This is a genomic window from Mesorhizobium sp. M0923, from assembly GCF_040319365.1.
Classification (GTDB): Bacteria; Pseudomonadota; Alphaproteobacteria; order Rhizobiales; family Rhizobiaceae; genus Mesorhizobium.
In genome coordinates this window covers 11,633-37,272 of record NZ_JAMYNW010000019.1, presented here as the reverse complement: position 1 = coordinate 37,272, position 25,640 = coordinate 11,633, and the positions used below count along the sequence as shown (strand labels likewise).

Sequence of the window (25,640 nt, the reverse complement as noted above, 5' to 3'; positions counted from 1 at the left end):
TGGCCCCCTTTCGGATTGGAAACTGTCGCATGTTCGATACGAAATTTGCAATCGTGCTCAGGGACGATCTTCCCGTCTGGCAGAAGCTCAACGTCACCGCCTTTCTGACCAGCGGCATCGTCGCGCAGTTTCCCGACCTCATCGGCGAGCCCTACCGTGACCGCGCCGGCAATATCTACAACCCGCTATCGATCCAGCCGGTCATCGTGCTTTCGGCAGACGGCCAGGCGCTCGGAACGATCCAGCGGCGGGCGCTGGAGCGTGGTGTGACGGTTTCGCTCTATGTCGAGGAAATGTTTTCGACTGGGTACGATCTGGCCAACCGTGCCGTCTTTGCCGAATTTGCGCCGGAGGATGCCAAGGTGGTCGGCATCGCGCTTCGCGCCGAAAAGAAGCTCGTCGACAAGATCACCAAGGGTGCCCGCATGCACACCTGACTCTCCGGCCACCAGGAACAAAACTGAGCCTGTCGTCGCCTGTCGGTGTGCCAGCCTCTTTTGGCTTGCCCGCTGGCGACAATTCCCGCATTGGTGAGGGACTGCCTTGCTTCCCGTCCGGCCTGAAATTGAATGCTCCCCCAAGACAAGACGAAAGCGCGACGTCGCCGGCGGCGATCCTGTGCATGCTTTCCGTCTATGTGTTTTTCACCTTCCTCGACACCAGCAGCAAGTACCTTGTGCTGGCTGGCGTCTCGGCGCTGATCGTCGCCTGGACCCGCTTCGCGGTCCATGTCCTGCTTGTCGGCGTCTTTCTGCGCGGATGGCGTGAGCCGTTGCGTTTTCGTCCCGCCAACCTGCCGGCGCATCTCACGCGCGGTCTGCTCCTGTTCGGATCGACCATGTTCAACATTCTGGCGCTGCGGACGCTGCAGCTGGCGGAAACCACCTCGATCTACTTCTTCGGCCCGATGGTGATCACCGCGCTTGCCGGTCCGTTGCTCGGCGAATGGGCCGGCTGGCGGCGCTGGCTGGCGATCATGAGCGGCTTTGTCGGCGTCCTCATCATCACCCGGCCGGGCATCGGGGTTTTTGGCGTCGGCCATCTCTTTGCGCTCGGCTCGATGCTATCGAACAGTTTCTACGTCATCATGACGCGCCGTATGTCGGCGACGGAAACCTCGGAAAGTCTCATCCTGTTTTCGGCGCTGGCGCCGGCCGTGCTGCTGCTGCCGACACTGCCGTTTTCGCTTTCGCTGCCGCAGGATGGCTGGCACTGGTTCATATTGCTGATGCTTGGCGTCTTCGGCGCCATCGGCCATTGGCTTCTTGTGCAGGCCTATCGCCTTGCCACCACCACGGCCCTGGCTCCCTATCCCTATTCGCAGATGATCTGGATGATCATCTCCGGCCTGATCGTCTTCAACCAGTTTCCCGACCGCTGGACGCTGGTCGGTGCCACCGTCATCGTCGCCAGCGGCCTCTACATCGTCCACCGCGAGCACCGGCTTCGCTTGCACAACCGCGCGACGCTGGACGCGGAGGCGGAAGCGCTGGCAAAAAAACTTTGATTTGCTCGGGATCGATGGCATAAGAGCCGGCCTTTAAACAGTTTAAATTGCTTCGGGAGCGCAGGGCGCTGGCACAGAAGATCAAGCTTTCGACCATCGCGGATGCGCTCGGCGTGTCCACGGCCACGGTCTCGCTGGCCTTGCGCGACAGCCCGCTGGTCGCCGGCGGCACCCGCGACCGTATCAAGGAACATGCACGCGCCATCGGCTATATCTACAACCGCCGCGCCGCCAGCCTTCGCACCTCACGCTCGGGCATTGTCGGCGTCGTCGTCCACGACATCATGAACCCGTTCTTTGCCGAGATACTGCGTTCGATCGAGAGCGAACTCGACCGCAGCCGGCAGACCTTCATCCTGTCGAACCACTACGACCAACTCGAGAAACAGCGCACCTTCATCGACACGCTTCTGCAGCTCGGCGCTGACGGCGTCATCATGTCGCCGGCCATCGGCACACCGCCCGAAGACATAATCATGGCCGAGGAGAACGGTCTCCCGGCAGTGCTGATTGCACGCACCGTCGAAGGTGCCGACGTGCCGGTGTTTCGCGGCGACGATGCCTATGGCACCGGGCTTGCTACCAATCATCTGATCTCGCTTGGCCACAAGCGCATCGCCATGATCGGCGGTACCGACCAGACGTCGACCGGCCGCGACCGTTATCAGGGATATGTCAACGCCATGGAGGCGGCAGGGCTCGAGGTCAGGCCGTCATGGCGTATCGCCGGCCCGCGCACCAAGCAGGCCGGCTTCGAGGCTGCCGGGCAGTTCTTGGCGCTGAAAGACAGGCCTACCGCGGCCTGCTGCTGGAACGACCTCGTCGCCATCGGCCTGATGAACGGCATTGCGCGCGCGGGGCTGGTGCCGGGCATCGACATCTCCGTTACCGGCTATGACGACCTCGAGGAAGCGGCGATCGCGACGCCGGCACTGACCACGGTCTGGAACGGCCAGCGCGAGGTTGGCCGCCGCGCCGCCAGCGCGCTGCTCGACAAACTCAACGGACAGACGGTGCGGCCGTCGCAGGAACTGATCAAGCCGGAACTGCATGTGCGCCAGTCGACCGGCAAACCGGTGGAACGTGCATGACAAAAACCGAACAGCAAGCTGTCGCCATTCTGGTGCCGGGCCAGTTCAACGACCATGCGGTCGGCCGCATCGACGGGGCGTTCAGCCGCGTCCGGATCGAAGGCGCCGATCCGTCGCTGGTCACCGACGACATGCGCCGTACGGTGCGCGGCATAGCCGCCTTCGGCGGCATAAGCGCCGCGTTGATGGACGCGCTGCCAAAGCTCGAGATCATCGCCAATTTCGGCGTCGGCTATGATTCTGTCGATGTCCGCCACGCCGTACAGCGCGGCATCATGGTCACCAACACCCCGGATGTGCTGACCGAAGAGGTCGCCGATACGGCGCTCGGCTTGCTGATCAACACCATCCGCGAACTGCCGCGCGCCGAGGCCTGGCTGCGCGACGGAAGTTGGCTGCGCAAAGGCAACTATCCGCTGAGCCGGCTGACCCTGCGCGGGCGCCATGTCGGTATCTTTGGCATGGGCCGCATCGGCCTCGCCATTGCCCGCCGGCTCGACGCTTTCGGGCTGCCCATCGCCTACCACAACCGGCGCCGCGTCGAAGGCCTGTCCTATGACTATCACCCGACGCTGAAAGGTCTCGCCGAGGCGGTCGACACACTGATCTCGGTGGCGCCCGGCGGGGCCGCGACGGAAAGGGCAGTCAATGCCGAAATCCTCTCGGCTCTTGGGCCGAACGGCGTCTTCGTCAATATCGGCCGGGGCAGCACGGTCGACGAGCCAGCCCTTGCCGCCGCACTTGCCAGCGGCAGCATCGCCGCTGCCGGGCTAGACGTCTTTGCCGACGAGCCGAATGTGCCAGCGGCGTTGCTTGCCGCGCCCAACACCTCGCTTTTGCCACATGTCGGCTCCGCCTCGCAGCACACCCGCCGCGCCATGGCGGACCTATGCGTCGACAATCTGGTCTCGTGGTTTTCGCAGCGCAAGGCACTGACGCCGGTGCCGGAGACGGCAAATGTCAAGGCAAGGCCGTAAGCGGGCTGCCATATCTATTAACTTCAGCTTAACCCTTCGGAATCATTCTGGTCCCTTCCTAGTGTCTGTCCGCCTGACAGCACATGACAGCAAGATGAAGCGCGCCTCCTGATCTCTTCGAACGCGGCGCGCTTGAAATGCGCGGAGAAACAGGATGAAAACGCTTCCTGCATTGATGGCGGTTGCTGTGCTGTTCGGCAGCGTCCAGCTGTTTTATGCCGGTAGCGGTGAAAGCCGTGCAGCCAGTGAGTCACCACCTTCATCCGGCAACTACCGGCTGGTAGCCCATGGTGACGAGGCGTCTTGTGCGGTCAGCCGTGGCGCCGAGATTTCGCAAGGCTTGTCGCTGTTGACGGTCGCCGCGAATTGCCGCCGGGTGTTGCCCGGTGTCGAGCAGGCGAAGTTCTGGCGAGAGCAGAATGACGGCACGGTCACATTCAGCGCCAACGGCACCGATCCAATCGTCATGTTCTCAGTCGCCGATGGCGACGGTTACGAATCCTACGCGCCGGCGCTGCCGCTGCTATCGCTGGCGTCGGCCGGCAACTGACGAGCGCTATTCTGCCGCTGCGCGCGCGCCCGATTTCGCCGCCTGATGCAGACGTACAGCGTCGCCGAAGGCGCGGAAAATCTTTGCCGAGATGTTGTCAGATTCGACCCAGTACTCTGGATGCCACTGCACGCCAACAGCGAAGGCGCGGGCGTCCTTGACCGAAACCGCCTCGACAGTGCCGTCGGCGGCGACCGCTTCGACCTGCAGCTTCGGGCCAAGCCGATCGATGGCCTGGCGATGCACCGAATTGACCAGGATGTCGCCGGCGCCGAAGACCCCGGCCAGGCAGCTGCCGGGTTTTATCGACACGCTCTGGCGGATGGCGAAGCGTTCGTCCTGATTGTCGCTTGCCGGCGCACGATGGTCGAGCGAACCGACGCGTTCCTGGATTTCGGTCGCCAGCGTGCCGCCCAGTGCCACATTCATCTCCTGGATTCCGCGGCAGATGGCGAGCAGCGGTACCCCGCGCTCCACCGCCCGGCGGATCAGTGGCAACGTCGTCGCGTCGCGGGCGGAGTCGTAAGGACCATTGGCTTCGCTGGCGTCACCGCCATAGAGCGAGGGATGAACGTTGGACTTCGAACCGGTGACCATGACGCCGTCGACGGCGGAAAGCAGTTCATCGAAGTCGAGCCGGTCGCCGAAGGACGGTACCAGCAGCGGGAACACGCCTGCACCCGAAAGCGCCGCTTCAAGATATTGCTGTGGCGCGGCATGCCAGATGTAATTGTCGAACTGGCGGACGTCGGTCGATATGGCGACGAGCGGCTGGTGCATTTGGTCCGGATCCCATCGGGTGCAACGAATTATCTGCCTGCAAAATAGGCGATCCGAAGGCGCATTTCCATGGCAAGTTTCGGCGTGTCGCGTAGGCCAGTTAATCGACCTTAGACTATAGTTGCAAGATCTGCCCCAACGCCGTGAATTTCCCCGAAATGCGCCACTCAAACCGGGCTGCCACGCTGGACTCGACTCCTTGCCTGTGTATTGTCGGGCTCGAAGCCGATCCGGGCCCCGAAGCGTCCCGAATGTCGGTCAGTTGATCCAAAAGGGAGGAACTTCATGGATCGTCGTTCGTTCATCCGCAAGGCCGGCACCACCGGTTTCGGCGCCGCGGCCGCTGCCGCGACACTTGCTGCGCCGGCCATCGCCCAGTCCAACCCGAAAGTGACCTGGCGGCTGGCGTCGTCCTTCCCGAAGTCGCTCGATACGATCTATGGTGGCGCCGAAGTGTTTTCCAAGATGCTGTCGGAGGCGACCGACGGCAACTTCCAGGTCCAGGTCTTCGCCGCCGGCGAACTCGTTCCCGGCCTGCAGGCCGCCGACGCCACCACTGCCGGCACCGTCGAGGCCTGCCATACGGTGGCATACTATTACTGGGGCAAGGACCCGACTTGGGCGCTGGGGGCGGCGGTTCCGTTTTCGCTCAACGCGCGCGGCATAAACGCCTGGCACTATCATGGCGGCGGCATCGATCTGTTCAACGAGTTCCTGGCGACGCAGGGTCTGTTCGGGCTGCCGGGCGGCAATACCGGCGTGCAGATGGGCGGCTGGTTCCGCAAGGAGATCAAAACGGTCGCCGACCTTTCCGGCCTCAAGATGCGTATCGGTGGTTTTGCCGGCAAAGTGGTGCAAAGGCTCGGCGTAGTTCCGCAGCAGATCGCCGGTGGCGACATTTATCCGGCGCTGGAAAAAGGCACGATCGACGCCGCCGAATGGGTTGGCCCCTACGACGACGAGAAGCTCGGCTTCTACAAGGTTGCGCCCTATTACTACTATCCCGGCTGGTGGGAAGGTGGACCGACCGTCCATCTGATGTTCAACAAGGCGAAATACGACGAACTTTCGCCGGCTTACAAGTCGCTGGTGCACACTGCCGCCCAAGCGGCCGACGCCAACATGCTGCAGAAATACGACTACCTCAACCCGGCGGCGGTGAAGCGGCTGGTTGCCGGCGGCGCCAAGTTGAGCCCGTTCAGCCAGGAGATCATGGCCGCCTGTTTCGAAAAGGCCAACGAAGTCTATGCCGAGATGGAAGCCTCGAACGCGCCGTTCAAGAAGATCTGGGACTCGATCAAGGCGTTCCGCAAGGAGCATTATCTCTGGGCGCAGGTGGCCGAGTACAATTACGACACCTTCATGATGGTCCAGCAGCGCAACGGCAAGCTCTAGAATATTCTGCGACGCCGAGTGGCTCCACTCGGCGTCGCAGAAAAGGGCTAAAACAAAGCGGATGTCCCGTTTGGTTTGAATGCATTCCGCTCCAGGCGTTTGATGGATCTCGTCAAAGGACCGCGAGCCACGCCCCGCGGTCCTTCCCTGTCAGCCTTCGGACGCACTGACTTCGACCAGTACTCCACCCGGCGCATGGCAATAGAACGTCGTCGACTGGATGCGGCCGCGCATTAGCTGCTGGACCTCGCCCGGTTGCAGGCCGGCATCGGCAAGCCCGGCTCGCTTTGCATGCACAAACTCCGGCTTGCCGACGAAGAAGCCAACGTGAAAGCCGTCCGGATAGCTGGCGGGCTCGCCTTTCCCCGGCTTCATCAGATTGAGGATGAAGCCATCGATGCCACGCAGAACCGCGAAGGCGTCCTTGCCGCGCACGGCGACAAATTCAAAGCCGAAATGGCTGGTGAAGAAGCGGGCAAGGCCGGCAACTTCGGTGGTGACGAGATTTATGTGGTTCAGTTTCATGATGCGTCTCCTGCCACGGGTTGAATGCGGATAGGCTTCGACCGAAGAGCGCAAACCGGCGGGACCGCTACATCCGAAAATCCGGACGTGACCCGACCGGCTCGCGAGTTTCGCCTCGCTTGCCGGCCGCGGGTTCTCCCACAAGTAATGTGGCGAACAGGCTTCCCCGAGCATCGTGCTCAGGACGGGAAGAGCCGGACTACCGAACCGGCAATGTCTTTTTCGGCGTAGTTTCTGTAACCGGTCGCCCCGCCGGTGGCAACTGGCCCGATCGATCAGCCCTGAGGCACTACCAGGACCTTGACCTCACCTGGTGCCGACGGGTTGGCAATGATCGCCACCGCCTCGTCGAGGTCGACTTGTCGCGATATCAGCCGGTCTACCTCGATCGCACCCGAGGCGATGAGATCGGCGGCCCGGCGATGGGTAAAGGGATTGAGGAAGGAGCCCAGGACCTTCAACTCGCGGAACAGCAGGTCGAACGGTTCGAACGCCGCTTTCATGCCTTGCGGCATGACGCCGACGACGACAATTGTGCCGCCCGCCTTGGCCAGCCGCATCGCCTGCTCGACGGTGTCTTTCACGCCGGCGCATTCGAACACCACGTCGACGCCGCCCGGCATCAAACCCGACCGGCCGACGATCGCGTCGGTGATGTCGGAAGCGCTGGGATCGACCGTCGCCGTTGCGCCAAGTTCCTCGGCAAGGGCGCGCCGCGAGGCCTGGCGCGTCGACAGGATGATGGTCGTCGCACCGGCGAGCTTTGCCAGTTGAACGGTGAGCAGGCCGATCACGCCGCCGCCGAGCACGGCAACCGACGAACCTGGTCTGATCGCGGCAAGGTCCACGCCATGCAGGCAGCAGCCGAGCGGCTCGCAGAACGCACCATGCGTCGGCGTCAGATCGCCTGGCAGGACGAAAGCCTGTTTCTGCGGCAGGGCAAGATATTCGGCAAAGCCGCCATCGCGATGGATGCCGATGGCACGCAGATTGCCGCAGAGGTTGACCCGGCCGGCCTGGCAATGCGCGCACCGGCCGCAGGCGATGTTGGGATCGCCGGTGACGCGGTCGCCGACGGCAAAGCCGGATACGGCAGGTCCGATCGCCTCGACGATGCCGGAGAATTCATGGCCGAGAGTCACCGGCGGCGTGCACGGGAATTCGCCATGGAAAAGATGCCGGTCGGTGCCGCAGACGCCGCACGCCTCGATCCGCACCAGCAGCTCGTCCGGTCCGGCAGTCGGTTTCTCGACCTCGCACACGGCGAGGCCGCCCACTCGCTCCAGTCGCACCGCCTTCATGGCTGCCGGGCCTTCGTCAATTGAAACTCGGTGGTTGCGACAGATCGGTTGCCGGTGCCGCCGGTTTCGCGGGCGGCTTTTCGTCGAAGCTTGGCGGCTGCGACAGGTCCTGCGCGCCGGGCGCAGCGGGTGCCGTGCTGCCACCGGCCGGCGGCGTGCCGAGCGGCGACAGGCTGGGCATCTCCGGCACCTTGATGTCGATCGTCGCTGGATCGACGACGGCGCCTTTGTAGTGCATCACCATCTGCGGGAAGGCGATGGTCAGGCCGATCATGATCACCTGGATACAGACGAACGGCACTGCGCCCCAATAGATCTGCCCGGTGGTGACGGGCGCGATCTGTTTGCCGGTGAGCCGGTCGAGATAGGGCACGCGTGCGGCGACCGAGCGCAGATAAAACAGCGCGAAGCCGAACGGTGGATGCATGAAGCTGGTCTGCATGTTAACCCCGAGCAGCACGCCGAACCAGATCAGGTCGATGCCGAGCTTGTCGGCCGCCGGCGCCAAAAGCGGCACGATGATGAAGGCGAGCTCGAAGAAATCGAGGAAGAAGGCGAGCACGAAGACGAGGATGTTGACGCCAATCAGGAAACCGACTTCACCGCCCGGCAGCGACGTCAACAGGTGCTCGACCCAGATGTGGCCATTGACGCCGTAGAAGGTCAGCGAGAACACCCGCGCGCCGATCAGGATGAACAGCACGAAGGACGACAGCCGCGTCGTTGAGGCCAGCGCCTGCTTGACCACGTCGAGCGACAGCCGCCCCTTCATCGCCGCCATCGCCAGCGCGCCGACGGCGCCCATGGCGCCGCCCTCCGTCGGCGTGGCGATGCCGAGGAAAATGGTACCCAGCACCAGGAAGATCAGCGCCAGCGGCGGGATCAGCACGATGATCACCTGCTGTGCCAACCTCGACATCAGGTTGATCTTCAGGCGCTGGTCGATGATCGCCACGACATAGATGAAGATCACGCCGATGGTGGCGCCGAGGATATCGGCATTGCCGCCATGGTTTGGCGCGAGGTAGCGATACGCGGCATAGGAAACCACCACCGCCGCCAGCAGCGCCGCCAGCAGCGACAGCACACCGTGACCGAGCGTGCGGGCCTCCAGCGGCAGTGCCGGCATCGACTTCGGCCGGACGATCGACATGAGCAGGATGTAGAGCATGTAGATGCCGGTCAAAATGAGCCCGGGGATCAGCGCCCCCTTGTACATATCGCCGACCGAGCGGCCGAGCTGGTCGGCCAGCACGATCAGCACCAGTGACGGCGGGATGATCTGGGCGAGCGTGCCCGATGCTGCGATGACGCCGGATGCTAGCCGCCGGTCGTAGCCGTAGCGCAGCATGATCGGCAGCGAAATCAGCCCCATGGCAATGACGGAAGCCGCCACCACGCCGGTCGTCGCGGCCAGCAGCGCGCCGACGAAAATCACGGCATAGGCCAGGCCACCACGAACCGGTCCGAACAACTGGCCGATCGTGTCGAGCAGGTCTTCGGCCATGCCGGATCGTTCGAGCACGATGCCCATGAAGGTGAAGAACGGGATCGCCAGCAGCGTGTCGTTCGACATCACCCGGCTGCCGTAGAAATTGTCCGGCAACGCGTGCAGCAACGGCCAGGCGAGGTTGATCGAGCCGCCCGAATAGGGCGACAGCAGCACGCCGATGAAGAAGAACATCAGGCCGTTGGCGGCAAGCGAGAAGGCGACGGGGTAGCCGATCAGCAGGAAGAAGATCAGCGAGGCGAACATGATCGGCGCCATGTTCTGGGCGATGAACTCGATCACGAGCGCACCTCTTCGACGAGCGCCTTGGCTTCTAGCTCGGCCTGTTCATGCACCGATATGAATGGAGTGGGATCGTCCATATGACCGCGCATGATGGCGATTTTCTTGATGATTTCGGAAATGCCCTGCAGCGCAAGCAGGAAAAAGCCGACCAGCAGGATCGCCTTCGCCGGCCAGATGATCAGCCCGCCGGAATTGTTCGACATCTCGCCGCTGCGATACGACAGCGACACATAGGGAACGAAATAGACCACCATCAATGTCACGAACGGCATCAGGAAGAAGACGTGACCGAAAAGGTCGATCCAGTGCTGCACGCGGCGCGAGAACATGCCGTAGACGATGTCGATGCGGATATGGTCGTTCTGCTTCAGCGTGTAGGCGGCGGCCAGCATGAAGGCGGCGCCGAACAGATACCACTGCAATTCCAGCCAGGCGTTCGAGGACATGTCGAACAGCTTGCGGATGACGGCGTTAGCGGCGCTTACCAGAATTGCGAGCAGGATCAGCCACGATACCCATTTGCCGATGAATTCGTTCAAACGGTCAATGGTTCTGGAAAGAGCGAGAAGCCCTGCCATGCATTCCTCCCTTGTGTCAGAGCGCGGCGGTTCCCTGTCCGTTGCGCCGCTGTGGACCAACGGTATGCAGTGCGTGGTTCGGCGGGTCAACACGGGCCTGCCCGCATAAACACAGTTGTGAGGTGACGACCGGCAAAAAAGCTGCCGCGTCCTTTGCATGTCCAAGGACATGCGGCTCTTTCACCAACCAAAGTCGGGTGCGGCTCAGGCGATCTTCTGTTGGTCGCGGCCGGCGCCGATCAGCACAAGCATGGCGACGAGGAACAGGTACATCCAGGCATCGCGCCATTCGAGCGGGAAATAGCCGGCCCATAGCGATTCGGCCATGCCGAAAGCGGCGGCGCCCAGTGCCGCCCGCAGCGGCGAAAGATAGCCGCCTACTGCCGTCACGAACAGGATCTTCAACCCGTAGACCAGGCCGGTGCCGAAGCTGATGTTGCCGTAGTAGAAGCCGGCGAGCACGCCGGCCAGCGCAGCGCAAAGGCCGCCGAAAAGCACCGCACGCCGAAACACCGCGCGGACATCGACACCGCACATCGCAGCAGCCTTGGGATCGTCGGAAACGGCGCGCCAACTGCGGCCGAAGCTCGAATGTGTGAAGCCCCACGCAGCCAGCGCAATGGCCGCCAGCACGGCAGCGCAATCGAGCAACTGGATCAGCGTCAACGTCGCCTTGAAGCTGGCACTCTGCGCGAAGACGATGGTCTGGGCCAGCATCGGTGGCAACCACAGATCGTGGGTGTTGGCGGCGATGCGGCTGGCTTCCGACAAGACCAGCAATATACCGAGCGTTGTCACCACGATCGCATTGGGCGAGCGGTCGGCCAAGGGTTCGAAGATGCTTCGTGACAGAACGTGGCTGATCAGCGCCGCGTAGAGAAACGCCGCAACTATGCCGAGCGCGACCGATGCAAGCAGCGTCAGCCACAGTGCCTGATAGCCGAATGCCGCGGTGAGGATCATCGTTTGCCCGCAAAAGGCGAACAGCGCGCCATAGGCAAGATTGGTGCGGTGCAGGATGCCGTTAGTCAGCACATAGCCGAAGGCAAGCAGTGCGTAGAGCGCGCCCGAATGCAGCCCGTTCAGAACCTGCTGGAAGAAATAGAGCATGCAAAATCCTCGGTGCATGGCTCCGAATAATCGGAAATCGACTTTCGCTGGGATCATGCACAAAATCAAAGTGCTACAAGCCGCGGCGCTCGCAGCCGTGAAGAGCGTTGCACTCGGAATCTAACTTGTCAAATGCGATTTATCGGTTAGATTTCATCGCATGACGGTATCCTGGACTCCGCACCGCTTCACCGGCGGCATGCTTGCGCTCGACACGGCGAACACCGTTGTGCTGCGGCACCATCCGGAGAAGACCTTCGACCGTTTCGACGATCCCGCCGAGATTGCCCGCTTTGCCGAAGCCGCCAGCGGCTTTCGCGCCGCCGAGCTCGGCGGCAGGCGGCTGGAGGCCCCGTCGCCGGACAAGATCGCGCCGGTGGTACTGTCGATCCGCGAAACCACCGATCGGCTGTTTCGCCGCGCGGTGTCGAAAGGTGCGATCGCCACCGCCGACATGCCTGAATTCCTGGAAGCCTGCGCCGACGGCCTCGCCCATGGCCGCACCGAAATCGGGACGCTTGGAAAACCGTTCGGCGACCCGGCGACGCCGATCGCCTTTGAGGCGGCATTGGCGGTCTCGGCGCTGTCGCTGCTGCGCGGCGACACCATCGCCAGGCTGAGGATTTGTCCCAACTGCAGCTGGCTGTTTGTCGACCGAAGCCGCAATTCCAGCCGCCTTTGGTGCGACATGGCGGTATGCGGCAACCGCCAGAAGGCAAACCGTCACTATCGCCGCCGGACGGCGGCGAACGAGGTCCACAATGGCGAGGTCCAGAATGGCTAGGCTGTTTTCGCGCTCGATCGTTGTCGGGGTTGCGCTGATTGTGGCTGCAGCGCTCGGCGCCTGTCGCGAGACGGGCACGGACGACAACGGCGATGGCAAATTGTTCGAGATTTCAGGCAAGATATTCGTGTTCAACTATCGCCTCGCCAGGGCGACCTACCTCGTTACGCTGCGGCCGTTGCGGCCGATGGGGGAGGGGCAGGTCGCGGTCGCCAGCTTCCAAAACCCGGCCGGCGGCGAGCCGCTGGCAGTCGAGCAGAAAATCTGGCCGAAGCTCGACAAGGTGACGCTGGAGAGTCCGGCGCTTCAATGCGTCGTCAAGGACAAGCCTTACGCGATCGCGATCAGCATCAAGGACGCTGACGGCACGATCCTCCAGAAGATCGACACCACTCTGATGTCGACGGAGGACCAGTCCGTCCTGCCCGACCGGCCGCTGGTCATCGATCAGCTTTATACGCCCAATCCGGACCTTGCCGGCCACCCGGACGGCAAGTTGCCGAACGAACCTAAGCCCGACTGTTCGAAAGGTCTCTGACGCATTTTTCGACGGCATCGGATGGCGCGGAATTTTATTGCTGTCGAAAACAGCCGACGCGCGGTTTCTTACGCCGGCGGGCGCGGCGTTGATGATTTGTTGCGGACCGCCTGGCGGCTTCGATTTTGTTTGACCTCCCCGGCAAGGGAAGAAAGACTATAGGTACTTGACTCCGACGTTGGCCGCGCACCCTCCAGGTGCGGCTTCCGCACAGGAAATGCCTGATGACGCTGCACAATGTCGCGCTCGACGACAAGTTCGACCTGGCAAAGGAGCGCATCTTCCTGTCGGGTGCCCAAGCAGTCATCCGCATGCTTCTGATGCAACGCGAGCGCGACCGCCGGGCTGGCCTGAACACCGCCGGTTTCGTCTCCGGCTATCGCGGCTCGCCGCTCGGCGGCCTCGACATGCAGCTGTGGAAGGCCCGGGACCAGCTCGCGCAGTCGGACATCGTCTTCCAGCCCGGTCTCAACGAGGAGCTCGCCGCCACCGCCTGCTGGGGCTCGCAGCAGGCCGAATTGCTGGGCGAGGGCACTCGTGACGGCGTTTTTTCGGTCTGGTACGGCAAGGGTCCGGGCGTCGACCGCTCCGGCGACGTGTTCCGTCACGCCAATCTCGCCGGCTCGTCGAAACATGGCGGCGTGCTGGCCCTGATGGGTGACGACCACATGGCCGAATCCTCGACCAACGCGCATGCCACCGAGTTCCTGTTTGTCGACACCATGGTGCCGATCCTCAATCCGGCCGGTGTCCAGGAGATCATCGACTACGGCCTCTACGGCTTTGCCATGTCGCGTTTTGCCGGCACCTGGGCGGCGATCAAATGCGTCAAGGACAACATCGAATCGACGGCCTCGGTCGATGCCGCGCTCGACCGGCTAGATATCGTCATCCCGGACTTCGACATGCCGCCCGGCGGCCTCAACATCCGTAACGAGATCGACATGCTCGGCCAGGAGGAGCGGTTGCATGAATACAAGCGCGCCGCTGCTTCGGCCTTCATCCACGCCAACGGGCTGAACCGGATCGTCTATTCAGGCGGCAGCAGCCCGAAGCTTGGCATCGTCACCATCGGCAAGAGTTATCTCGACGTTCGGCAGGCGCTCGAAGACATAGGCATCGACGAAGTGGCCGCCAATCGTATCGGTATCAGGCTGTTCAAGGTCGGCTGCCCGTGGCCGCTCGACCTGCAGCACATCGCCGACTTTGCTCGCGGCCTAGACACCATCGTTGTCGTCGAGGAGAAACGCTCGCTGATCGAGGTGCAACTGCGCGAGAACCTTTACGGCACCGCCACGCAGCCGGTCATCGTCGGCAAGAAAAACGAACGCGGCGACTGGCTGTTCCCGGCCAAGGGCGCGCTCGACCCCAACGACATTGCCATCGCACTCGGCGAGAGGATCTTGCTAACGATCGGCCCGTCGGAAGAAATTGCCGCGCGGGTGGCGAAATTGCGCCAGTTCCAGGCGATGCTGGCCGACACGTCAGACATCGCCTCGCGCACGCCCTTCTTCTGCTCCGGCTGCCCACACAATTCCTCGACCAAGGTGCCGGACGGCTCGCTCGCCGCCGCCGGAATCGGGTGTCATTTCATGGCGCTGTGGATGGACCGCAACACCGTCGGCTTCACTGCCATGGGCGGCGAGGGCGCGCAGTGGGTCGGCCAGGCGCCGTTCTCGAAGCGCGAGCACATCTTCCAGAATCTGGGCGATGGGACCTACAACCACTCGGGTGTGCTGGCGATCCGCTTCGCGCTGTCGACCGACGCCAACATCACCTACAAAATCCTCTACAATGACGCCGTCGCGATGACCGGCGGGCAGCCGCACGAGGGCGGCCTGACGGTGGACATGATCGCCAGGCAGGTGCGCGCCGAGGGCGTCGAGCGCATCGCCATCGTCACCGACGAGCCGGACAAATATACCGGCAAGGTGGAATTTCCCGCCGGCGCCACCATCCACCACCGCGACGACCTCGATCTCGTCCAGCGCGAGTTGCGTTCGGTCAAGGGCGTCTCGGTGCTGCTCTACGACCAGACCTGCGCCGCCGAGAAGCGCCGCCGCCGCAAACGCGGCACCTTCCCCGATCCCGACAAGCGCATCTTCATCAACGAGCTGGTCTGCGAAGGTTGCGGCGATTGCGGCGTGCAGTCGAATTGCGTCTCGATCCAGCCGGTCGAGACCGAATTCGGCCGCAAGCGCAAGATCGACCAGTCGAGCTGCAACAAGGACTTCTCTTGCGTCAATGGTTTCTGCCCGTCCTTCGTCACCGTCCACGGCGCCAAAATCAGGAAAGCCGAAGGCATAGCCGGCGCGGCCGACCCGCTCGCGGGGGTGCCGGCGCCGGCGCAATTTACGCTCGGTGAACAAGGCTGGGCGGCAATCATCGACGGTGTCGGCGGCACCGGCGTCGTCACCATTGGCGCAGTGCTCGGCATGGCAGCCCACCTCGAAGGCAAGGGCTGCGGCATGATCGACATGGCCGGCCTCGCACAAAAGGGCGGCTCCGTGTTCACCCATGTCCGTATTGCCCGCACGCCGGACGACATCCACGCCATTCGCGTATCGGCCGGCAAGGCCGATCTCGTGCTTGGCTGCGATCTCGTCGTTTCGGGTGCAAAGAAGGTGCTGGCCGCGGTGCGCGAAGGCTATACCATCTTCCTCGCCAACACCGCCGAGATCATGCCGGGCGAGTTCGCCCGTTCGGCCGATTTCTCGCTGCCTATCGAGCGGCTGAAGAAAGCGATAAGAACTGCCGCGGGCGACGACAAGGCGCATTTCTTCGACGCCACCCGCACCGCCACCGCGCTGTTCGGCAGTTCGCTCGGCGCCAACATGTTTATGCTCGGCTTTGCCTTCCAGCATGGCGGCTTGCCGCTGTCGGACGAGGCGGTCGAGAAGGCAATCGAGCTCAACGGCGAGGCGGTGGCGATGAATATCGCGGCATTTCGCTGGGGTCGCCGCGCCGCCCACCAGCCGGATTTCGTGCGCGGCCTTCTCACCCAGCCGGGCAAGGCCACGCAGCCTGCCGCGATTGCCGAGACGCTGGCCGACATCATTGCCCGCCGCGTCGCCTTCCTGACCGCCTATCAGAACGCCGCCTATGGCAAGCGCTATGCCGACAGACTGGCAGCGCTGCGTAAGGCCGAAACCAAGGTCGTGCCCGGTTCGACCGTGGTGACCGAAGCTGCCGCAAAGAACCTGTTCAAGCTGATGGCTATCAAGGACGAATACGAGGTGGCGCGGCTCTATACCGACGGCTCCTTTGCCGCAGATCTCGCAAAGCAGTTCCAGAGTTACGACAGGCTCGAATTCCATCTCGCACCGCCGATCATGGGCAGGCGCGGCAGTGACGGCAAGCCGAAGAAATCGAGCTTTGGTCCGTGGATGATGAACGGGTTCCGCCTGCTGGCGGCGATGAAGGGCCTGCGCGGCACCGCTTTCGACCTGTTCGGCTACAGCGCCGAGAGGCGTATGGAGCGGCAGCTTCTTGCCATCTATGAAGCCGACCTGGAGCTTGTCGCCGGCGCGCTGGCACCGGGCAAGATCGAGGCCGCTGCCGCGCTTGTCTCGGTGCCGGCGCTCATCCGCGGCTATGGCCACGTCAAGCGGGCCAGTGCCGAAAAAGCCGCCGGCGAACGCCAGCGTCTGCTCGACCGCCTTTCGACGGCGCCACTGCGGCCGCAGCTTCAAGCCGCCGAATGATTCCGCACCGTGATACGCCTTGTTTACCTGAACGGTAGTTTCCCTGTTTCCGCAGCGTCAGCGGGGGATCCCGGCAGGTCTCAAACCGCCTCTCTAAACCTTTCTTAAGGCCAATGTGACACTGCTGGGTTCCCAAGGGTTGGGATCCAGGCGTGAATCTGAAAAGACAAAACGAGATTCCGGTCGACGTTTACATTCCGTTCGTGGAAACTCTGTTTCGCGACGGCGTTACGCTTTCGATCGGCATTGTCGCGCAGACCTTCCTGATCGGCCTTGTCTGGTGGAAAAGCGGCGACCCGCTTTATCTGCTTGTCGCGATCGCGATGGTTCTCGTCGGCATCTTCCGTATGAGAAACTTCCGCAAATACAACAGCTTGCCCCCGCCGGCGACCTGGGAAGAGGCGCACAAGCGCGAGAACGACTACATCCTCTATGGCTCCTTGCACGGGCTCACGCTTGGCGCCTTCTGCCTGCTTGGCATCTATTTTGCGCGCGACAATTTCGCTGAGATCGCCTCCGTCTGCCTGACGCTGGCCACGGCCACCTCCATTGCCGGGCGCAACTATGGCTCCCCGCGCATGGTCACCATCCTGACGCTTGCCTTGACGTGGCCGATCTCGTTGGGGTTCCTTTTACGTGGCGATATCTACCACATCCTTCTCGGGCTCCTGTCCGCCCCATTCCTGTTTGCTATTCGCAAATTCGCCGACACGGTCCGCGACGTGCTTTTTGCCGCCGTCTCGGAGGAAAAAAAGGCGAACCGCATCGCACAGCGTTTCAACCGCGCCCTCAACACCATGTCGCATGGTCTTGTCATGCTCGGTCCGGACGGCCGGGTAGCGGTGGCCAATGCCGAAGCCGCGCACCTGATGTCGCTCAAATCGCCGGATGCCTTGCTCGGACGGTCGATCCACGGTCTGCTGATGCGCGGCGTTGCCGGCGGCATGCTGGCGCCGAAGGATTGCCGCTACATCGAAGCCCAACTGACGCGCGCCCTGCGCGAGGGCCGCGACCGCAAGGTTCTGGTCTCGCTCGCCAACGGCCAGCACTATGAATTTTCTGCCCGGGAAGGCAGCCAGGAACTGGGCGTCATCACTTTCGAGGATGTGACCGCCCGCGTCGAGGCGGAGGACAAGATCCGCTTCATGGCGCGCTACGACAGTCTCACCGGTCTGCCCAATCGCGCCTATTTCCATGAGCTGGTCGTGGAGGCCATGGCCTCGGGCGATCCGGATCGTCTCTGCGGGCTGGTCGTGCTCGACCTCGACGATTTCAAGAGCGTAAATGATACGCTCGGCCATCCGGTCGGTGACGGTTTGATCTACGCCGTCGCTGAGCGGCTGGCCGCGATCGCCGGGCCAGGTATCACCGTCAGCCGCTTCGGCGGCGACGAGTTCATGATCTTCTTCGAACGCATCGAAGATGAAAGCCATCTGACCGGCCAGGTTGATGAGATCTTTGTCAATCTACAGGGCGAGGTCGATGTCGCCGGCCACGGATTGCGCATCCAGGCCAGCGGAGGTGCGGCGCTCTCGCGGGTCAGGGATACCGACGTCGATGCCATGATCGTCAAGGCCGACCTTGCACTCTACAAGGCAAAGGAGCTTGGCAAGAACGGCTGGCGGCTGTTCGAGGCCTCCATGGACGCTGCCTTCCGCAGCCGCCAGCTGATGAAGGCGGATCTGCGCAGTGCGGTGGAAAACAAGGAGCTGCGAGTCGTCTACCAGCCGATCGTCGCGATGAACACGATGCGGATCGCCAGTTGCGAGGCGCTGTGCCGCTGGGATCATCCCGACCTCGGGCCGATCTCCCCCGGTATCTTCATTCCTCTTGCGGAGGAAATGGGCATCATTTCCGACATCAGCACTTTCGTCCTGCATGCGGCCTGCACGGAATGCGCCAAATGGCCGGCCCAGACCAGCGTGTCGGTCAATCTCTCGGCCAAGGATTTCCGCAATCGTGATGTCATCCAGAAGGTTCGCGATGCGCTGGCCGGTTCCGGTCTGCCGGCCGACCGCCTCGAGATCGAGGTCACCGAGACGGCGCTGCTCGATGACAAGTCGCTGACACGCCAATATATCGAGGAATTGAAGCGGCTCGGCGTTCGCATCGCGCTCGACGATTTCGGTACCGGTTATTCGAGCCTCAGCTATCTCCACAAACTGCCGCTCGACAAGATCAAGATCGATCGCTCGTTCCTGATCGACGTTACCCAGAACAGCCGGTCGCTCGAATTGCTCAAGGGCATCGTCAACCTGTCACGGCCGCTGGGACTTTCGGTTACCGTCGAAGGTGTCGAGACCTTCGAACAGCTCAAGATCCTAGCATTGCAGGTCAAGCCGGACCTGGTCCAGGGCTTTCTGTTCGGGTCGGCACTCAGCGCGTCCGGCATCGAGACGATGTCAAGCACCGTCTGGCCATTCGCCAAAGACATCCAGACCGCAAGGAAGGCGCCGCGGCGCTGATTTGCGCTGAAAACCGCGTATTTTAGTATAATTTTATTAATTGTTAACCTTAACGAGCGGTAAACGAGCTCGTACTTATTTTCATCTTTACATCTCATGACCCGTCCGTAGTGTCGGCTGGTGGCGGTAATCGCGGGGAATAGAGTTCATGTGTGCCCAGTTGAGTTCGCTCGGCCATGCGGCGAGCGCGGGCGGTGAAAATTCGTCCGAAACTATGTCTAGTTTCGCCAGGAATGTTTCGGCGATGCTGGAGCGGACGGAATACCGCCGTTGCGACAAGGGCGAGGATCTCGAGGACATCTATCGCCTGCGCTACAAGTCGTACCGTTCCAACGATATGGTTCCCGATAACGAGAACCACACCATTCACGACGAACTCGACGAGGTGCCTAACGTCTTCCGGTTCGGTGTCTACATCGACCAGGAACTCGTCAGCACACTGCGTATTCATCACGTAACGCTGTCGACGCCAAGATCGCCTTCCACCAAAGCTTTCGGTGACATCGTCATGCCGATGCTCGAGGAGGGCATGAGCTTCGTCTGCCCCAGTCGGTTCGCCTCCGACCCGGAATGGTCGCGCGTCTATCCGCAAATACCCTATCTCACGCTGCGGCTCGCCGGCATGGCATGTTTTCACTTCAACGCGCCCTATTGCCTTTCGACCATCCGCGAGGATCACGCCGGCTTCTACAAGCGGATCTACTACGCCGAGAAGATCAGTGAGCCTCGTGCCTATCCTGGCGTCTATAACAAGGTCGTGCTCTACCGTGCTGATGTTGGCGCTATTCGCGAACGGTCGCTGTCGCGCTTTCCATTCTTCCGTTCGACGCCAATGGAGCAGCGTATGTTATTCAATGCGCCCGGTGCCGGCGAACTCGCTCCGCTGACCATCCTGCCAACCGCCAAGTATTTTCGCGAAGCCGCCTGAACGAGCCCATGGAGCCTTCCGGTAGCTTCGGCGTTCTGGATAACGGCAAGGGTGCTGGTGGTAGGTCGGCACGGCCGATATCCGCCACGTATCGCTTCGACAGCCATCCGATCAAAGGAACCGATATGACCATTTCCACGCTCGCCCTCACCCCGCTTATCTCACTGATTGCAGGCGTGCTGATCCTGGTGATGCCGCGGCTGCTCAATTATATCGTCGCCCTTTATCTGATCGTTGTCGGCCTGCTCGGGCTGTTCCCGCATCTCGCCAGCTAACGACATCGGCAATAGCGGACCTGCCATCCATTGTGATTGGTATCGCCGCGCTCCGACCCGCCTCGTTTCAGGGGTTGGGTCAGTCATAGCCGCTGCGCACGTTGCGCCACATCATTGACGCAGCGATTTCAAGTTTCGCTTGAGACTGTTGGCTGCGGCGATGCGGCAATAGCGCCATTGCCCTTAACGCGGCTTTTCGCTATGTGCCTGAAAGATGTCTTCGAAGGGGTATTCCTATGGCTGAACACACGCCGACCGGTCCTGTCGAACTGGGCGCGAAGATGGACTATGCCGAGCACGACCGCACCTATGCCGGCTTCCTGATGCTGGCCAAATACGGGTCGCTGTTTTGCGCCGCAGTGCTTCTGGCCATGGCGTTCGGCTTCTTTGTGGGCGGCTTCTTCTCGGGGACCATCCTGTTCGTTCTGATCCTGGCCGTCGGCGCCTTTATTCTCCGATAACTCCTCCAATTTTTGTCGAGGACGCCGCCGGGGGCCGGCCGGCGTCTTGCGGTAACGGGTTGCGGCCGAAAGGATCATGCGGTGGGACAGACGGTTTTCATCCCTCGTGAGCTCGACGCGAACGAACCGCGCGTCGCGGCCTCGCCCGACACGGTGAAGCGGCTGGCGGCGCTGGGTTTCGACGTGGTCGTCGAAGCTGGCGCCGGCGCGGCGTCGCGCATTCCCGACGAGGAGTTTGCCAAGGCCGGCGCCGCGATCGGCAAGGCCGGCGATGTTTCCAGGGCTGATGTCGTGCTGAAGGTGCGCCGGCCGAGCGATGCCGAGCTGAAAGTCTATCGGCCGGGCACTGCCGTGATCGCCATCATGGATCCCTATGGCAACGATGCCGGCGTCGCCGCGTTGGCCAGGGCCGGTGCTACTGCTTTTTCCATGGAGTTCATGCCGCGCATCACCCGCGCCCAGTCGATGGACGTTCTATCCAGCCAGGCGAACCTCGCCGGCTATCAGGCGGTGATCGACGCGGCTGCCGAATATGACCGGGCGTTGCCGATGATGATGACGGCGGCTGGCACGGTACCGGCGGCGAAGGCCTTCATCATGGGCGTCGGCGTCGCCGGTCTGCAGGCCATCGCCACCGCGCGCCGCCTCGGCGCCGTGGTCACCGCCACCGATGTGCGCCCGGCTGCCAAGGAGCAGGTTGCTTCGCTCGGCGCAAAGTTCCTGGCGGTCGAGGACGAGGAATTCAAGGCGGCCGAGACGGCCGGCGGCTACGCCAAGGAAATGTCCAGGGAGTATCAGGCCAAGCAGGCGGCGCTGACCGCCGAGCACATCGCCAAGCAGGACATCGTCATCACCACCGCGCTGATACCGGGCCGGCCGGCGCCGAAGCTGGTTTCTGCGGCAATGGTCGCCTCGATGAAACCCGGCTCGGTGATCGTCGACCTTGCGGTCGAGCGTGGCGGCAACGTCGAGGGCGCCGTTCCGGGGCAGGTGGTGACCACCGCCAACGGGGTAAAGATCGTCGGCCATCTCAACGTTCCCGGTCGCGTCGCCGCCTCCGCCTCGCTGCTCTATGCGAGAAACCTCTATGCCTTCCTCGAGACGCTGGTTGACAAGGCGACGAAGACGCTTGCCATCAACCGCGACGACGAGCTGGTCAAGGCAACCATGCTGACCGATGCCGGCAAGGTCGTGCATCCCGCCTTCGTCAGGGCTGAGCAGGAGCCGCCAAAGGGCCAACATGTCGAACCGCCGGCCATTCCGGCCAAGACGATGGTTGCCGAGGCTTCGGCAAAGCCGGCTGCGAAGAGGCCGGCCGCTTCGAGGAAGCCCAAGACCACCGGAGGGATCGCGTGATGGATCAGACCCTGCAGAAAGCCCTCGACCAGCTCGACCAGGCCACAGCTGCCGTCCGCCTTGCGGTCCAGAACCTGGCCACCGCGCCCGGCACCGAGGCCGCTGGTGACGCCGCGCACGCGCTGTCCGGCGGCGCGATCGATCCCTTCGTCTTCCGCTTCGCCATCTTCGTGCTGGCGATCTTCGTCGGCTACTACGTCGTCTGGTCGGTCACGCCGGCGCTGCACACGCCATTAATGGCGGTCACCAACGCCATTTCCTCCGTCATCGTCGTCGGCGCGTTGCTTGCCGTCGGCATCTCGGCCTCGGGCATCGCCACCGGCTTCGGCTTTGTTGCGCTGATGCTGGTATCGGTCAACATCTTCGGCGGCTTCCTCGTCACCCAGCGCATGCTGGCCATGTACAAGAAGAAGGAAAAGTAGGCCGCTATGAACGCCAACTTCGCCTCCTTCCTCTATCTGGTCTCCGGCATCCTGTTCATCCTGGCATTGCGCGGCCTGTCGCATCCGACCACCAGCCGCCAGGGCAACATGTACGGCATGATCGGCATGGGCATCGCCATTGTCACGACGCTGGCGCTGGCCACCCCTTCCGCCGGCCGCTTTGCGCTGATCGTGCTCGGCCTCGCCATCGGCGGCTCGGTCGGTGCGGTCACGGCACGGCGCATTGCCATGACCTCGATGCCGCAGCTGGTCGCCGCCTTCCACTCGCTGGTCGGTCTTGCCGCGGTCATGGTGGCGGCCGCCGCCATCTATGCGCCGGAAAGTTTCGGCATCGGCACCGTCGCCGATATCCATGCCCAGGCGCTGATCGAGATGAGCCTCGGCGTTGCCATCGGCGCCATCACCTTCACCGGCTCGGTCATCGCCTTCTTGAAGCTCGACGGCCGCATGTCGGGCAAGCCGATCATGATCGGCGGCCGTCACTTCATCAACGCAGCCCTGGGCATAGCGCTCATTGTGCTGATCATGCTGCTCGTCACCACCGAGTCCAAGCTGGTGTTCTGGCTGATCGTTGCCGCCTCGCTCGTGCTCGGCGTCCTTCTCATCATCCCGATCGGCGGCGCCGACATGCCGGTGGTCGTATCGATGCTCAATTCCTATTCGGGCTGGGCAGCGGCGGCACTCGGTTTCACGCTCGGCAATCTGGCGCTGATCATCACCGGCGCGCTGGTCGGCTCATCGGGCGCCATCCTGTCCTACATCATGTGCAAAGGCATGAACCGAAGCTTCATCTCGGTCATCCTCGGCGGCTTCGGCGGCGAGACATCAGCCGCTGCCGACGACGGCATCGAGCGCACCGTCAAGCAGGGCTCTGCCGAGGATGCCGCCTATCTGATGATGAATGCGCAAAAGGTCATCATCGTGCCAGGTTACGGCATGGCCGTCGCCCAGGCGCAGCACGCGCTGCGCGAAATGGCCGACAAGCTCAAGGCCAACGGCGTCGACGTCAAATACGCCATCCATCCGGTGGCCGGCCGCATGCCCGGCCACATGAATGTGCTCTTGGCGGAAGCCAACGTGCCTTACGACGAAGTGTTCGAGCTGGAGGACATCAACTCTGAGTTCGCGCAGGCCGATGTCGCCTATGTCATCGGCGCCAACGACGTCACCAATCCGTCCGCCCGCGACGACAAATCGTCGCCGATCTATGGCATGCCGATCCTCGACGTCGACAAGGCGCGCACCTGCCTGTTCGTCAAGCGCTCGCTCGGGTCCGGCTATGCCGGCATCGACAACACGCTGTTCTACAAGGACGGCACCATGATGCTGCTCGGCGACGCCAAGAAGATGACCGAGGAGATCGTCAAGGCGATTGATCACTGAAACGGCGTCGTTGCCAACTCACTGCCGGTCGTCGAAATACAGCCCTGGCTCCGCGCCGGGCTTTTTCTTGGCTGTTACCGGTTCTGAAGCTACGATAGCGACCCGTCGTCTTGTCTAACGGCGTGATCGGTGGAGGTGCTGGTGCCCGACCCTGGTTCTGCCGCGTCGCCGGCCGCCGATCTGACCGCAGCAGAGAAGGTGCCGCGCAAGCGCAGCCAGGCGGTGGTGGTCGTGCACGGTATGGGCGAACAGCGGCCCATGGACACGTTGAGGGGATTTGTCCAGGCCGTTTGGAGCCACGATCCGGCCCGTGCTCCGTTCTATGCCCATGTCGCTGATCCGGCCGACCCAATGGGTGCGAAGATCAACCAGAGCTGGATCACGCCCGACAGCCGGACCAATTCGCACGAGCTTCGCCGGATCACCACACCGTATGATGTCGATGGCCGCCGCACCGATTTCTACGAGCTTTACTGGGCCGACATCACCCAGGGCACGACCCGGAGCCGCCTTGCTGCCTGGGTGACGACCCTGCTCTGGCGCAAGCCCGCCGATATTCCGCGCGATGTGCGCAAACTCTATGTCGTCACGCTTTTGGCCACCATCGTCGTCCTTGGCGCGGCGCTGGCGCTCGCAACGTCGGCCTGGCAAGGCTATATCTCCTGGACGACCGGCGTTCTTGTCACCGTCCTGGCGTCGTTCGTTATCTGGTCGGTGGACCAGTTTGGCCTGCCCTATTTCGGCGATGTCGCCGCCTATGTGCGGGCCGAAGCGGCGACGGTCGAGAAGCGCGCGCTGGTCCGCGAGCGTGGCCTCAAGCTGCTGAAGCGCCTTATGGTGGACGACGCCTACGACCGCATCGTGCTGGTCTCGCACAGCCTGGGGTCGATCATAGCCTATGATCTGTTGCAGATATTATGGGCCGATTTCAGGCCTCGAAAGCTGGAAGCCATTCGCGACAGAGCGAGGCTGAAGGCGATCCACGCCGTCGATAAGGCGACGCTGGCCGCCGATGCTTCCGCCTGGCCCGACCGCCTCGATGACCTCCCCGCATTCCGGCGCGGCCAATGGGAACTCTACCGGCAGCTTCGCGACAGTGACGCCGATCATCCGCTGCCGTGGAAGATCAGCGATTTCGTCACGCTGGGCAGTCCGCTGACCCACAGCGAGTTTCTGGTGACCTACAATCTTGCCGAGTTCAGGCGCGGCATCGCCGAGCGGCTGTTCTCGGCATGCCCGCCGATCGCCGACAGGGCGGCGGGCGGGACTATGCTCTATCAGGAAGGCCGCAGCCATTCGGGCAAGCCACAGCGGGCGGTGCATCATGGCGCGATGTTTGCCGCGATGCGCTGGACCAACATTTTCGACAGAGGCAATGGCTGGTTGACCGGCGACCCGATCTCCGGGCCGATGACGGAGAACTTTGGTCCGGGCGTGGAAAACATCCAGGTCGAGCTGCGCGGCTCGCTCGGCCGCGTCTTCACGCACACTCTCTACTGGTCGTTGACGGCGAGCGGCGTCGAGGCCAACGCACCGTCCGGCGTGCCGCGCTCGCACCTTGCCGTGCTGCGCGATGCGGTCGATCTCGGCCGCAAGCTGGGGGACTGAGCTGTCGGTGGCGAGCAACGCACGACAATGCTGCGCCGACAGCCCAAAGCAAGGTCCGCTCGGAGTAATCTTCGAAGCGGACCGAG

At 62.8% G+C, this 25,640-nt stretch carries 23 protein-coding genes; 17 read left to right on the top strand and 6 right to left on the bottom strand.

The features are described 5' to 3' along the window. Positions 1 to 29 precede the first annotated feature (29 nt). The 5 genes from NKH89_RS26615 to NKH89_RS26595 all read left to right on the top strand — a co-directional run bounded on the left by NKH89_RS26615 (position 30) and on the right by NKH89_RS26595 (position 4,125). Positions 30 to 437: a DUF2000 family protein gene (locus NKH89_RS26615; protein ID WP_023718059.1), complete on the top strand. Its 408-nt coding sequence runs from the start codon at positions 30 to 32 to the stop codon at positions 435 to 437. Between the two features lie 185 nt (positions 438 to 622). Further along, positions 623 to 1,507 carry a DMT family transporter gene (locus NKH89_RS26610; protein WP_352484377.1) on the top strand — a complete coding sequence of 295 codons (885 nt, stop codon included), beginning with the start codon at positions 623 to 625 and terminating at the stop codon, positions 1,505 to 1,507. Positions 1,508 to 1,575: 68 nt separating this feature from the next. Then, complete coding sequence (locus NKH89_RS26605; protein WP_023676245.1) at positions 1,576 to 2,598, top strand: LacI family DNA-binding transcriptional regulator; 1,023 nt, start codon at positions 1,576 to 1,578, stop codon at positions 2,596 to 2,598. Next, on the top strand, positions 2,595 to 3,575 hold the full coding sequence (locus tag NKH89_RS26600; RefSeq protein WP_023718057.1) for a 2-hydroxyacid dehydrogenase: 981 nt from the start codon (positions 2,595 to 2,597) through the stop codon (positions 3,573 to 3,575). Before NKH89_RS26605 ends, NKH89_RS26600 begins: the two co-directional genes overlap by 4 nt. 154 nt (positions 3,576 to 3,729) lie before the next feature. Next, positions 3,730 to 4,125 (top strand): hypothetical protein, encoded by a 396-nt coding sequence (locus NKH89_RS26595; protein ID WP_352484378.1) that lies wholly within the window; start codon positions 3,730 to 3,732, stop codon positions 4,123 to 4,125. Between the two features lie 6 nt (positions 4,126 to 4,131). Here NKH89_RS26595 and NKH89_RS26590 read toward each other — a convergent pair whose 3' ends face one another. Continuing rightward, positions 4,132 to 4,905, bottom strand: coding sequence for a gamma-glutamyl-gamma-aminobutyrate hydrolase family protein (locus NKH89_RS26590; RefSeq protein WP_352484379.1), 774 nt, complete (start codon positions 4,903 to 4,905; stop codon positions 4,132 to 4,134). 285 nt (positions 4,906 to 5,190) lie between these two features. On the opposite strand from NKH89_RS26590, the gene NKH89_RS26585 reads away from it, so the two are divergent. Further along, positions 5,191 to 6,300, top strand: a complete 1,110-nt coding sequence (locus tag NKH89_RS26585) for a TRAP transporter substrate-binding protein (RefSeq protein ID WP_023718055.1) — start codon at positions 5,191 to 5,193, stop codon at positions 6,298 to 6,300. Positions 6,301 to 6,450: 150 nt separating this feature from the next. Here the strand turns inward: NKH89_RS26585 and NKH89_RS26580 are convergent, their stop codons facing one another. The 5 genes from NKH89_RS26580 to NKH89_RS26560 form a co-directional block, all read right to left on the bottom strand. Beyond that, positions 6,451 to 6,825 (bottom strand): VOC family protein, encoded by a 375-nt coding sequence (locus NKH89_RS26580; RefSeq protein WP_352484380.1) that lies wholly within the window; start codon positions 6,823 to 6,825, stop codon positions 6,451 to 6,453. Between the two features lie 275 nt (positions 6,826 to 7,100). After that, positions 7,101 to 8,126, bottom strand: coding sequence for a zinc-dependent alcohol dehydrogenase family protein (locus tag NKH89_RS26575; protein WP_023718053.1), 1,026 nt, complete (start codon positions 8,124 to 8,126; stop codon positions 7,101 to 7,103). A gap of 16 nt (positions 8,127 to 8,142) precedes the next feature. After that, positions 8,143 to 9,915, bottom strand: a complete 1,773-nt coding sequence (locus tag NKH89_RS26570) for a TRAP transporter large permease (protein ID WP_031193698.1) — start codon at positions 9,913 to 9,915, stop codon at positions 8,143 to 8,145. Beyond that, a complete protein-coding gene (locus NKH89_RS26565) occupies positions 9,915 to 10,499 on the bottom strand; it encodes a TRAP transporter small permease subunit (RefSeq protein ID WP_023718051.1) in 585 nt (194 codons plus the stop codon). Before NKH89_RS26565 ends, NKH89_RS26570 begins: the two co-directional genes overlap by 1 nt. Before the next feature lie 204 nt (positions 10,500 to 10,703). Next, a complete protein-coding gene (locus NKH89_RS26560) occupies positions 10,704 to 11,609 on the bottom strand; it encodes a branched-chain amino acid ABC transporter permease (RefSeq protein WP_023718050.1) in 906 nt (301 codons plus the stop codon). 160 nt (positions 11,610 to 11,769) lie between these two features. Here NKH89_RS26560 and NKH89_RS26555 point away from each other — a divergent pair, with 160 nt between their 5' ends. The 11 genes from NKH89_RS26555 (at position 11,770) to NKH89_RS26505 (ending at position 25,554) form a co-directional block, all read left to right on the top strand. Next, entirely contained in the window at positions 11,770 to 12,393 is a 624-nt protein-coding gene (locus NKH89_RS26555; RefSeq protein WP_023718049.1) for a CGNR zinc finger domain-containing protein, read from the top strand. Next, positions 12,386 to 12,931, top strand: coding sequence for a hypothetical protein (locus NKH89_RS26550; protein WP_023718048.1), 546 nt, complete (start codon positions 12,386 to 12,388; stop codon positions 12,929 to 12,931). The genes NKH89_RS26555 and NKH89_RS26550 overlap by 8 nt, the downstream gene beginning before the upstream one ends. Positions 12,932 to 13,155: 224 nt before the next feature. Beyond that, a complete protein-coding gene (locus tag NKH89_RS26545; RefSeq protein ID WP_352716438.1) occupies positions 13,156 to 16,635 on the top strand; it encodes an indolepyruvate ferredoxin oxidoreductase family protein in 3,480 nt (1,159 codons plus the stop codon). A gap of 152 nt (positions 16,636 to 16,787) precedes the next feature. Further along, on the top strand, positions 16,788 to 19,100 hold the full coding sequence (locus NKH89_RS26540) for a putative bifunctional diguanylate cyclase/phosphodiesterase (protein ID WP_023718046.1): 2,313 nt from the start codon (positions 16,788 to 16,790) through the stop codon (positions 19,098 to 19,100). Positions 19,101 to 19,344: 244 nt separating this feature from the next. Beyond that, positions 19,345 to 20,028: an N-acyl amino acid synthase FeeM domain-containing protein gene (locus tag NKH89_RS26535; RefSeq protein WP_245278538.1), complete on the top strand. Its 684-nt coding sequence runs from the start codon at positions 19,345 to 19,347 to the stop codon at positions 20,026 to 20,028. Positions 20,029 to 20,153: 125 nt separating this feature from the next. Beyond that, positions 20,154 to 20,303, top strand: a complete 150-nt coding sequence (locus NKH89_RS26530; RefSeq protein WP_023718043.1) for a DUF3096 domain-containing protein — start codon at positions 20,154 to 20,156, stop codon at positions 20,301 to 20,303. A 236-nt stretch (positions 20,304 to 20,539) separates the two neighbouring features. Further along, the gene (locus NKH89_RS26525) at positions 20,540 to 20,764 is read left to right on the top strand and encodes an aa3-type cytochrome c oxidase subunit IV (protein WP_023718042.1); all 225 of its coding nucleotides are present in this window, start codon (positions 20,540 to 20,542) and stop codon (positions 20,762 to 20,764) included. Between the two features lie 81 nt (positions 20,765 to 20,845). After that, positions 20,846 to 22,120, top strand: a complete 1,275-nt coding sequence (locus tag NKH89_RS26520; protein WP_352484384.1) for a Re/Si-specific NAD(P)(+) transhydrogenase subunit alpha — start codon at positions 20,846 to 20,848, stop codon at positions 22,118 to 22,120. Then, complete coding sequence (locus NKH89_RS26515; RefSeq protein ID WP_036244434.1) at positions 22,120 to 22,542, top strand: NAD(P) transhydrogenase subunit alpha part 2; 423 nt, start codon at positions 22,120 to 22,122, stop codon at positions 22,540 to 22,542. The genes NKH89_RS26520 and NKH89_RS26515 overlap by 1 nt, the downstream gene beginning before the upstream one ends. A 6-nt stretch (positions 22,543 to 22,548) precedes the next feature. Further along, positions 22,549 to 23,946 carry an NAD(P)(+) transhydrogenase (Re/Si-specific) subunit beta gene (locus NKH89_RS26510; protein ID WP_023718039.1) on the top strand — a complete coding sequence of 466 codons (1,398 nt, stop codon included), beginning with the start codon at positions 22,549 to 22,551 and terminating at the stop codon, positions 23,944 to 23,946. Between the two features lie 141 nt (positions 23,947 to 24,087). Beyond that, positions 24,088 to 25,554, top strand: a complete 1,467-nt coding sequence (locus NKH89_RS26505) for a hypothetical protein (RefSeq protein WP_036244458.1) — start codon at positions 24,088 to 24,090, stop codon at positions 25,552 to 25,554. The last annotated feature ends 86 nt before the right edge of the window (positions 25,555 to 25,640 follow it).

Excerpts from the sequence above, each read along its gene's own strand:
- NKH89_RS26615 (WP_023718059.1), top strand. The coding sequence starts at position 30 with ATGTTCGATACGAAATTTGCAATCGTGCTCAGGGACGATCTTCCCGTC.
- NKH89_RS26610 (WP_352484377.1), top strand. The coding sequence starts at position 623 with ATGCTTTCCGTCTATGTGTTTTTCACCTTCCTCGACACCAGCAGCAAG.
- NKH89_RS26600 (WP_023718057.1), top strand. The coding sequence starts at position 2,595 with ATGACAAAAACCGAACAGCAAGCTGTCGCCATTCTGGTGCCGGGCCAG.
- NKH89_RS26595 (WP_352484378.1), top strand. The coding sequence starts at position 3,730 with ATGAAAACGCTTCCTGCATTGATGGCGGTTGCTGTGCTGTTCGGCAGC.
- NKH89_RS26590 (WP_352484379.1), bottom strand. The coding sequence starts at position 4,905 with ATGCACCAGCCGCTCGTCGCCATATCGACCGACGTCCGCCAGTTCGAC.
- NKH89_RS26585 (WP_023718055.1), top strand. The coding sequence starts at position 5,191 with ATGGATCGTCGTTCGTTCATCCGCAAGGCCGGCACCACCGGTTTCGGC.
- NKH89_RS26580 (WP_352484380.1), bottom strand. The coding sequence starts at position 6,825 with ATGAAACTGAACCACATAAATCTCGTCACCACCGAAGTTGCCGGCCTT.
- NKH89_RS26575 (WP_023718053.1), bottom strand. The coding sequence starts at position 8,126 with ATGAAGGCGGTGCGACTGGAGCGAGTGGGCGGCCTCGCCGTGTGCGAG.
- NKH89_RS26565 (WP_023718051.1), bottom strand. The coding sequence starts at position 10,499 with ATGGCAGGGCTTCTCGCTCTTTCCAGAACCATTGACCGTTTGAACGAA.
- NKH89_RS26560 (WP_023718050.1), bottom strand. The coding sequence starts at position 11,609 with ATGCTCTATTTCTTCCAGCAGGTTCTGAACGGGCTGCATTCGGGCGCG.
- NKH89_RS26555 (WP_023718049.1), top strand. The coding sequence starts at position 11,770 with ATGACGGTATCCTGGACTCCGCACCGCTTCACCGGCGGCATGCTTGCG.
- NKH89_RS26550 (WP_023718048.1), top strand. The coding sequence starts at position 12,386 with ATGGCTAGGCTGTTTTCGCGCTCGATCGTTGTCGGGGTTGCGCTGATT.
- NKH89_RS26545 (WP_352716438.1), top strand. The coding sequence starts at position 13,156 with ATGACGCTGCACAATGTCGCGCTCGACGACAAGTTCGACCTGGCAAAG.
- NKH89_RS26535 (WP_245278538.1), top strand. The coding sequence starts at position 19,345 with ATGCTGGAGCGGACGGAATACCGCCGTTGCGACAAGGGCGAGGATCTC.
- NKH89_RS26530 (WP_023718043.1), top strand. The coding sequence starts at position 20,154 with ATGACCATTTCCACGCTCGCCCTCACCCCGCTTATCTCACTGATTGCA.
- NKH89_RS26525 (WP_023718042.1), top strand. The coding sequence starts at position 20,540 with ATGGCTGAACACACGCCGACCGGTCCTGTCGAACTGGGCGCGAAGATG.
- NKH89_RS26515 (WP_036244434.1), top strand. The coding sequence starts at position 22,120 with ATGGATCAGACCCTGCAGAAAGCCCTCGACCAGCTCGACCAGGCCACA.
- NKH89_RS26510 (WP_023718039.1), top strand. The coding sequence starts at position 22,549 with ATGAACGCCAACTTCGCCTCCTTCCTCTATCTGGTCTCCGGCATCCTG.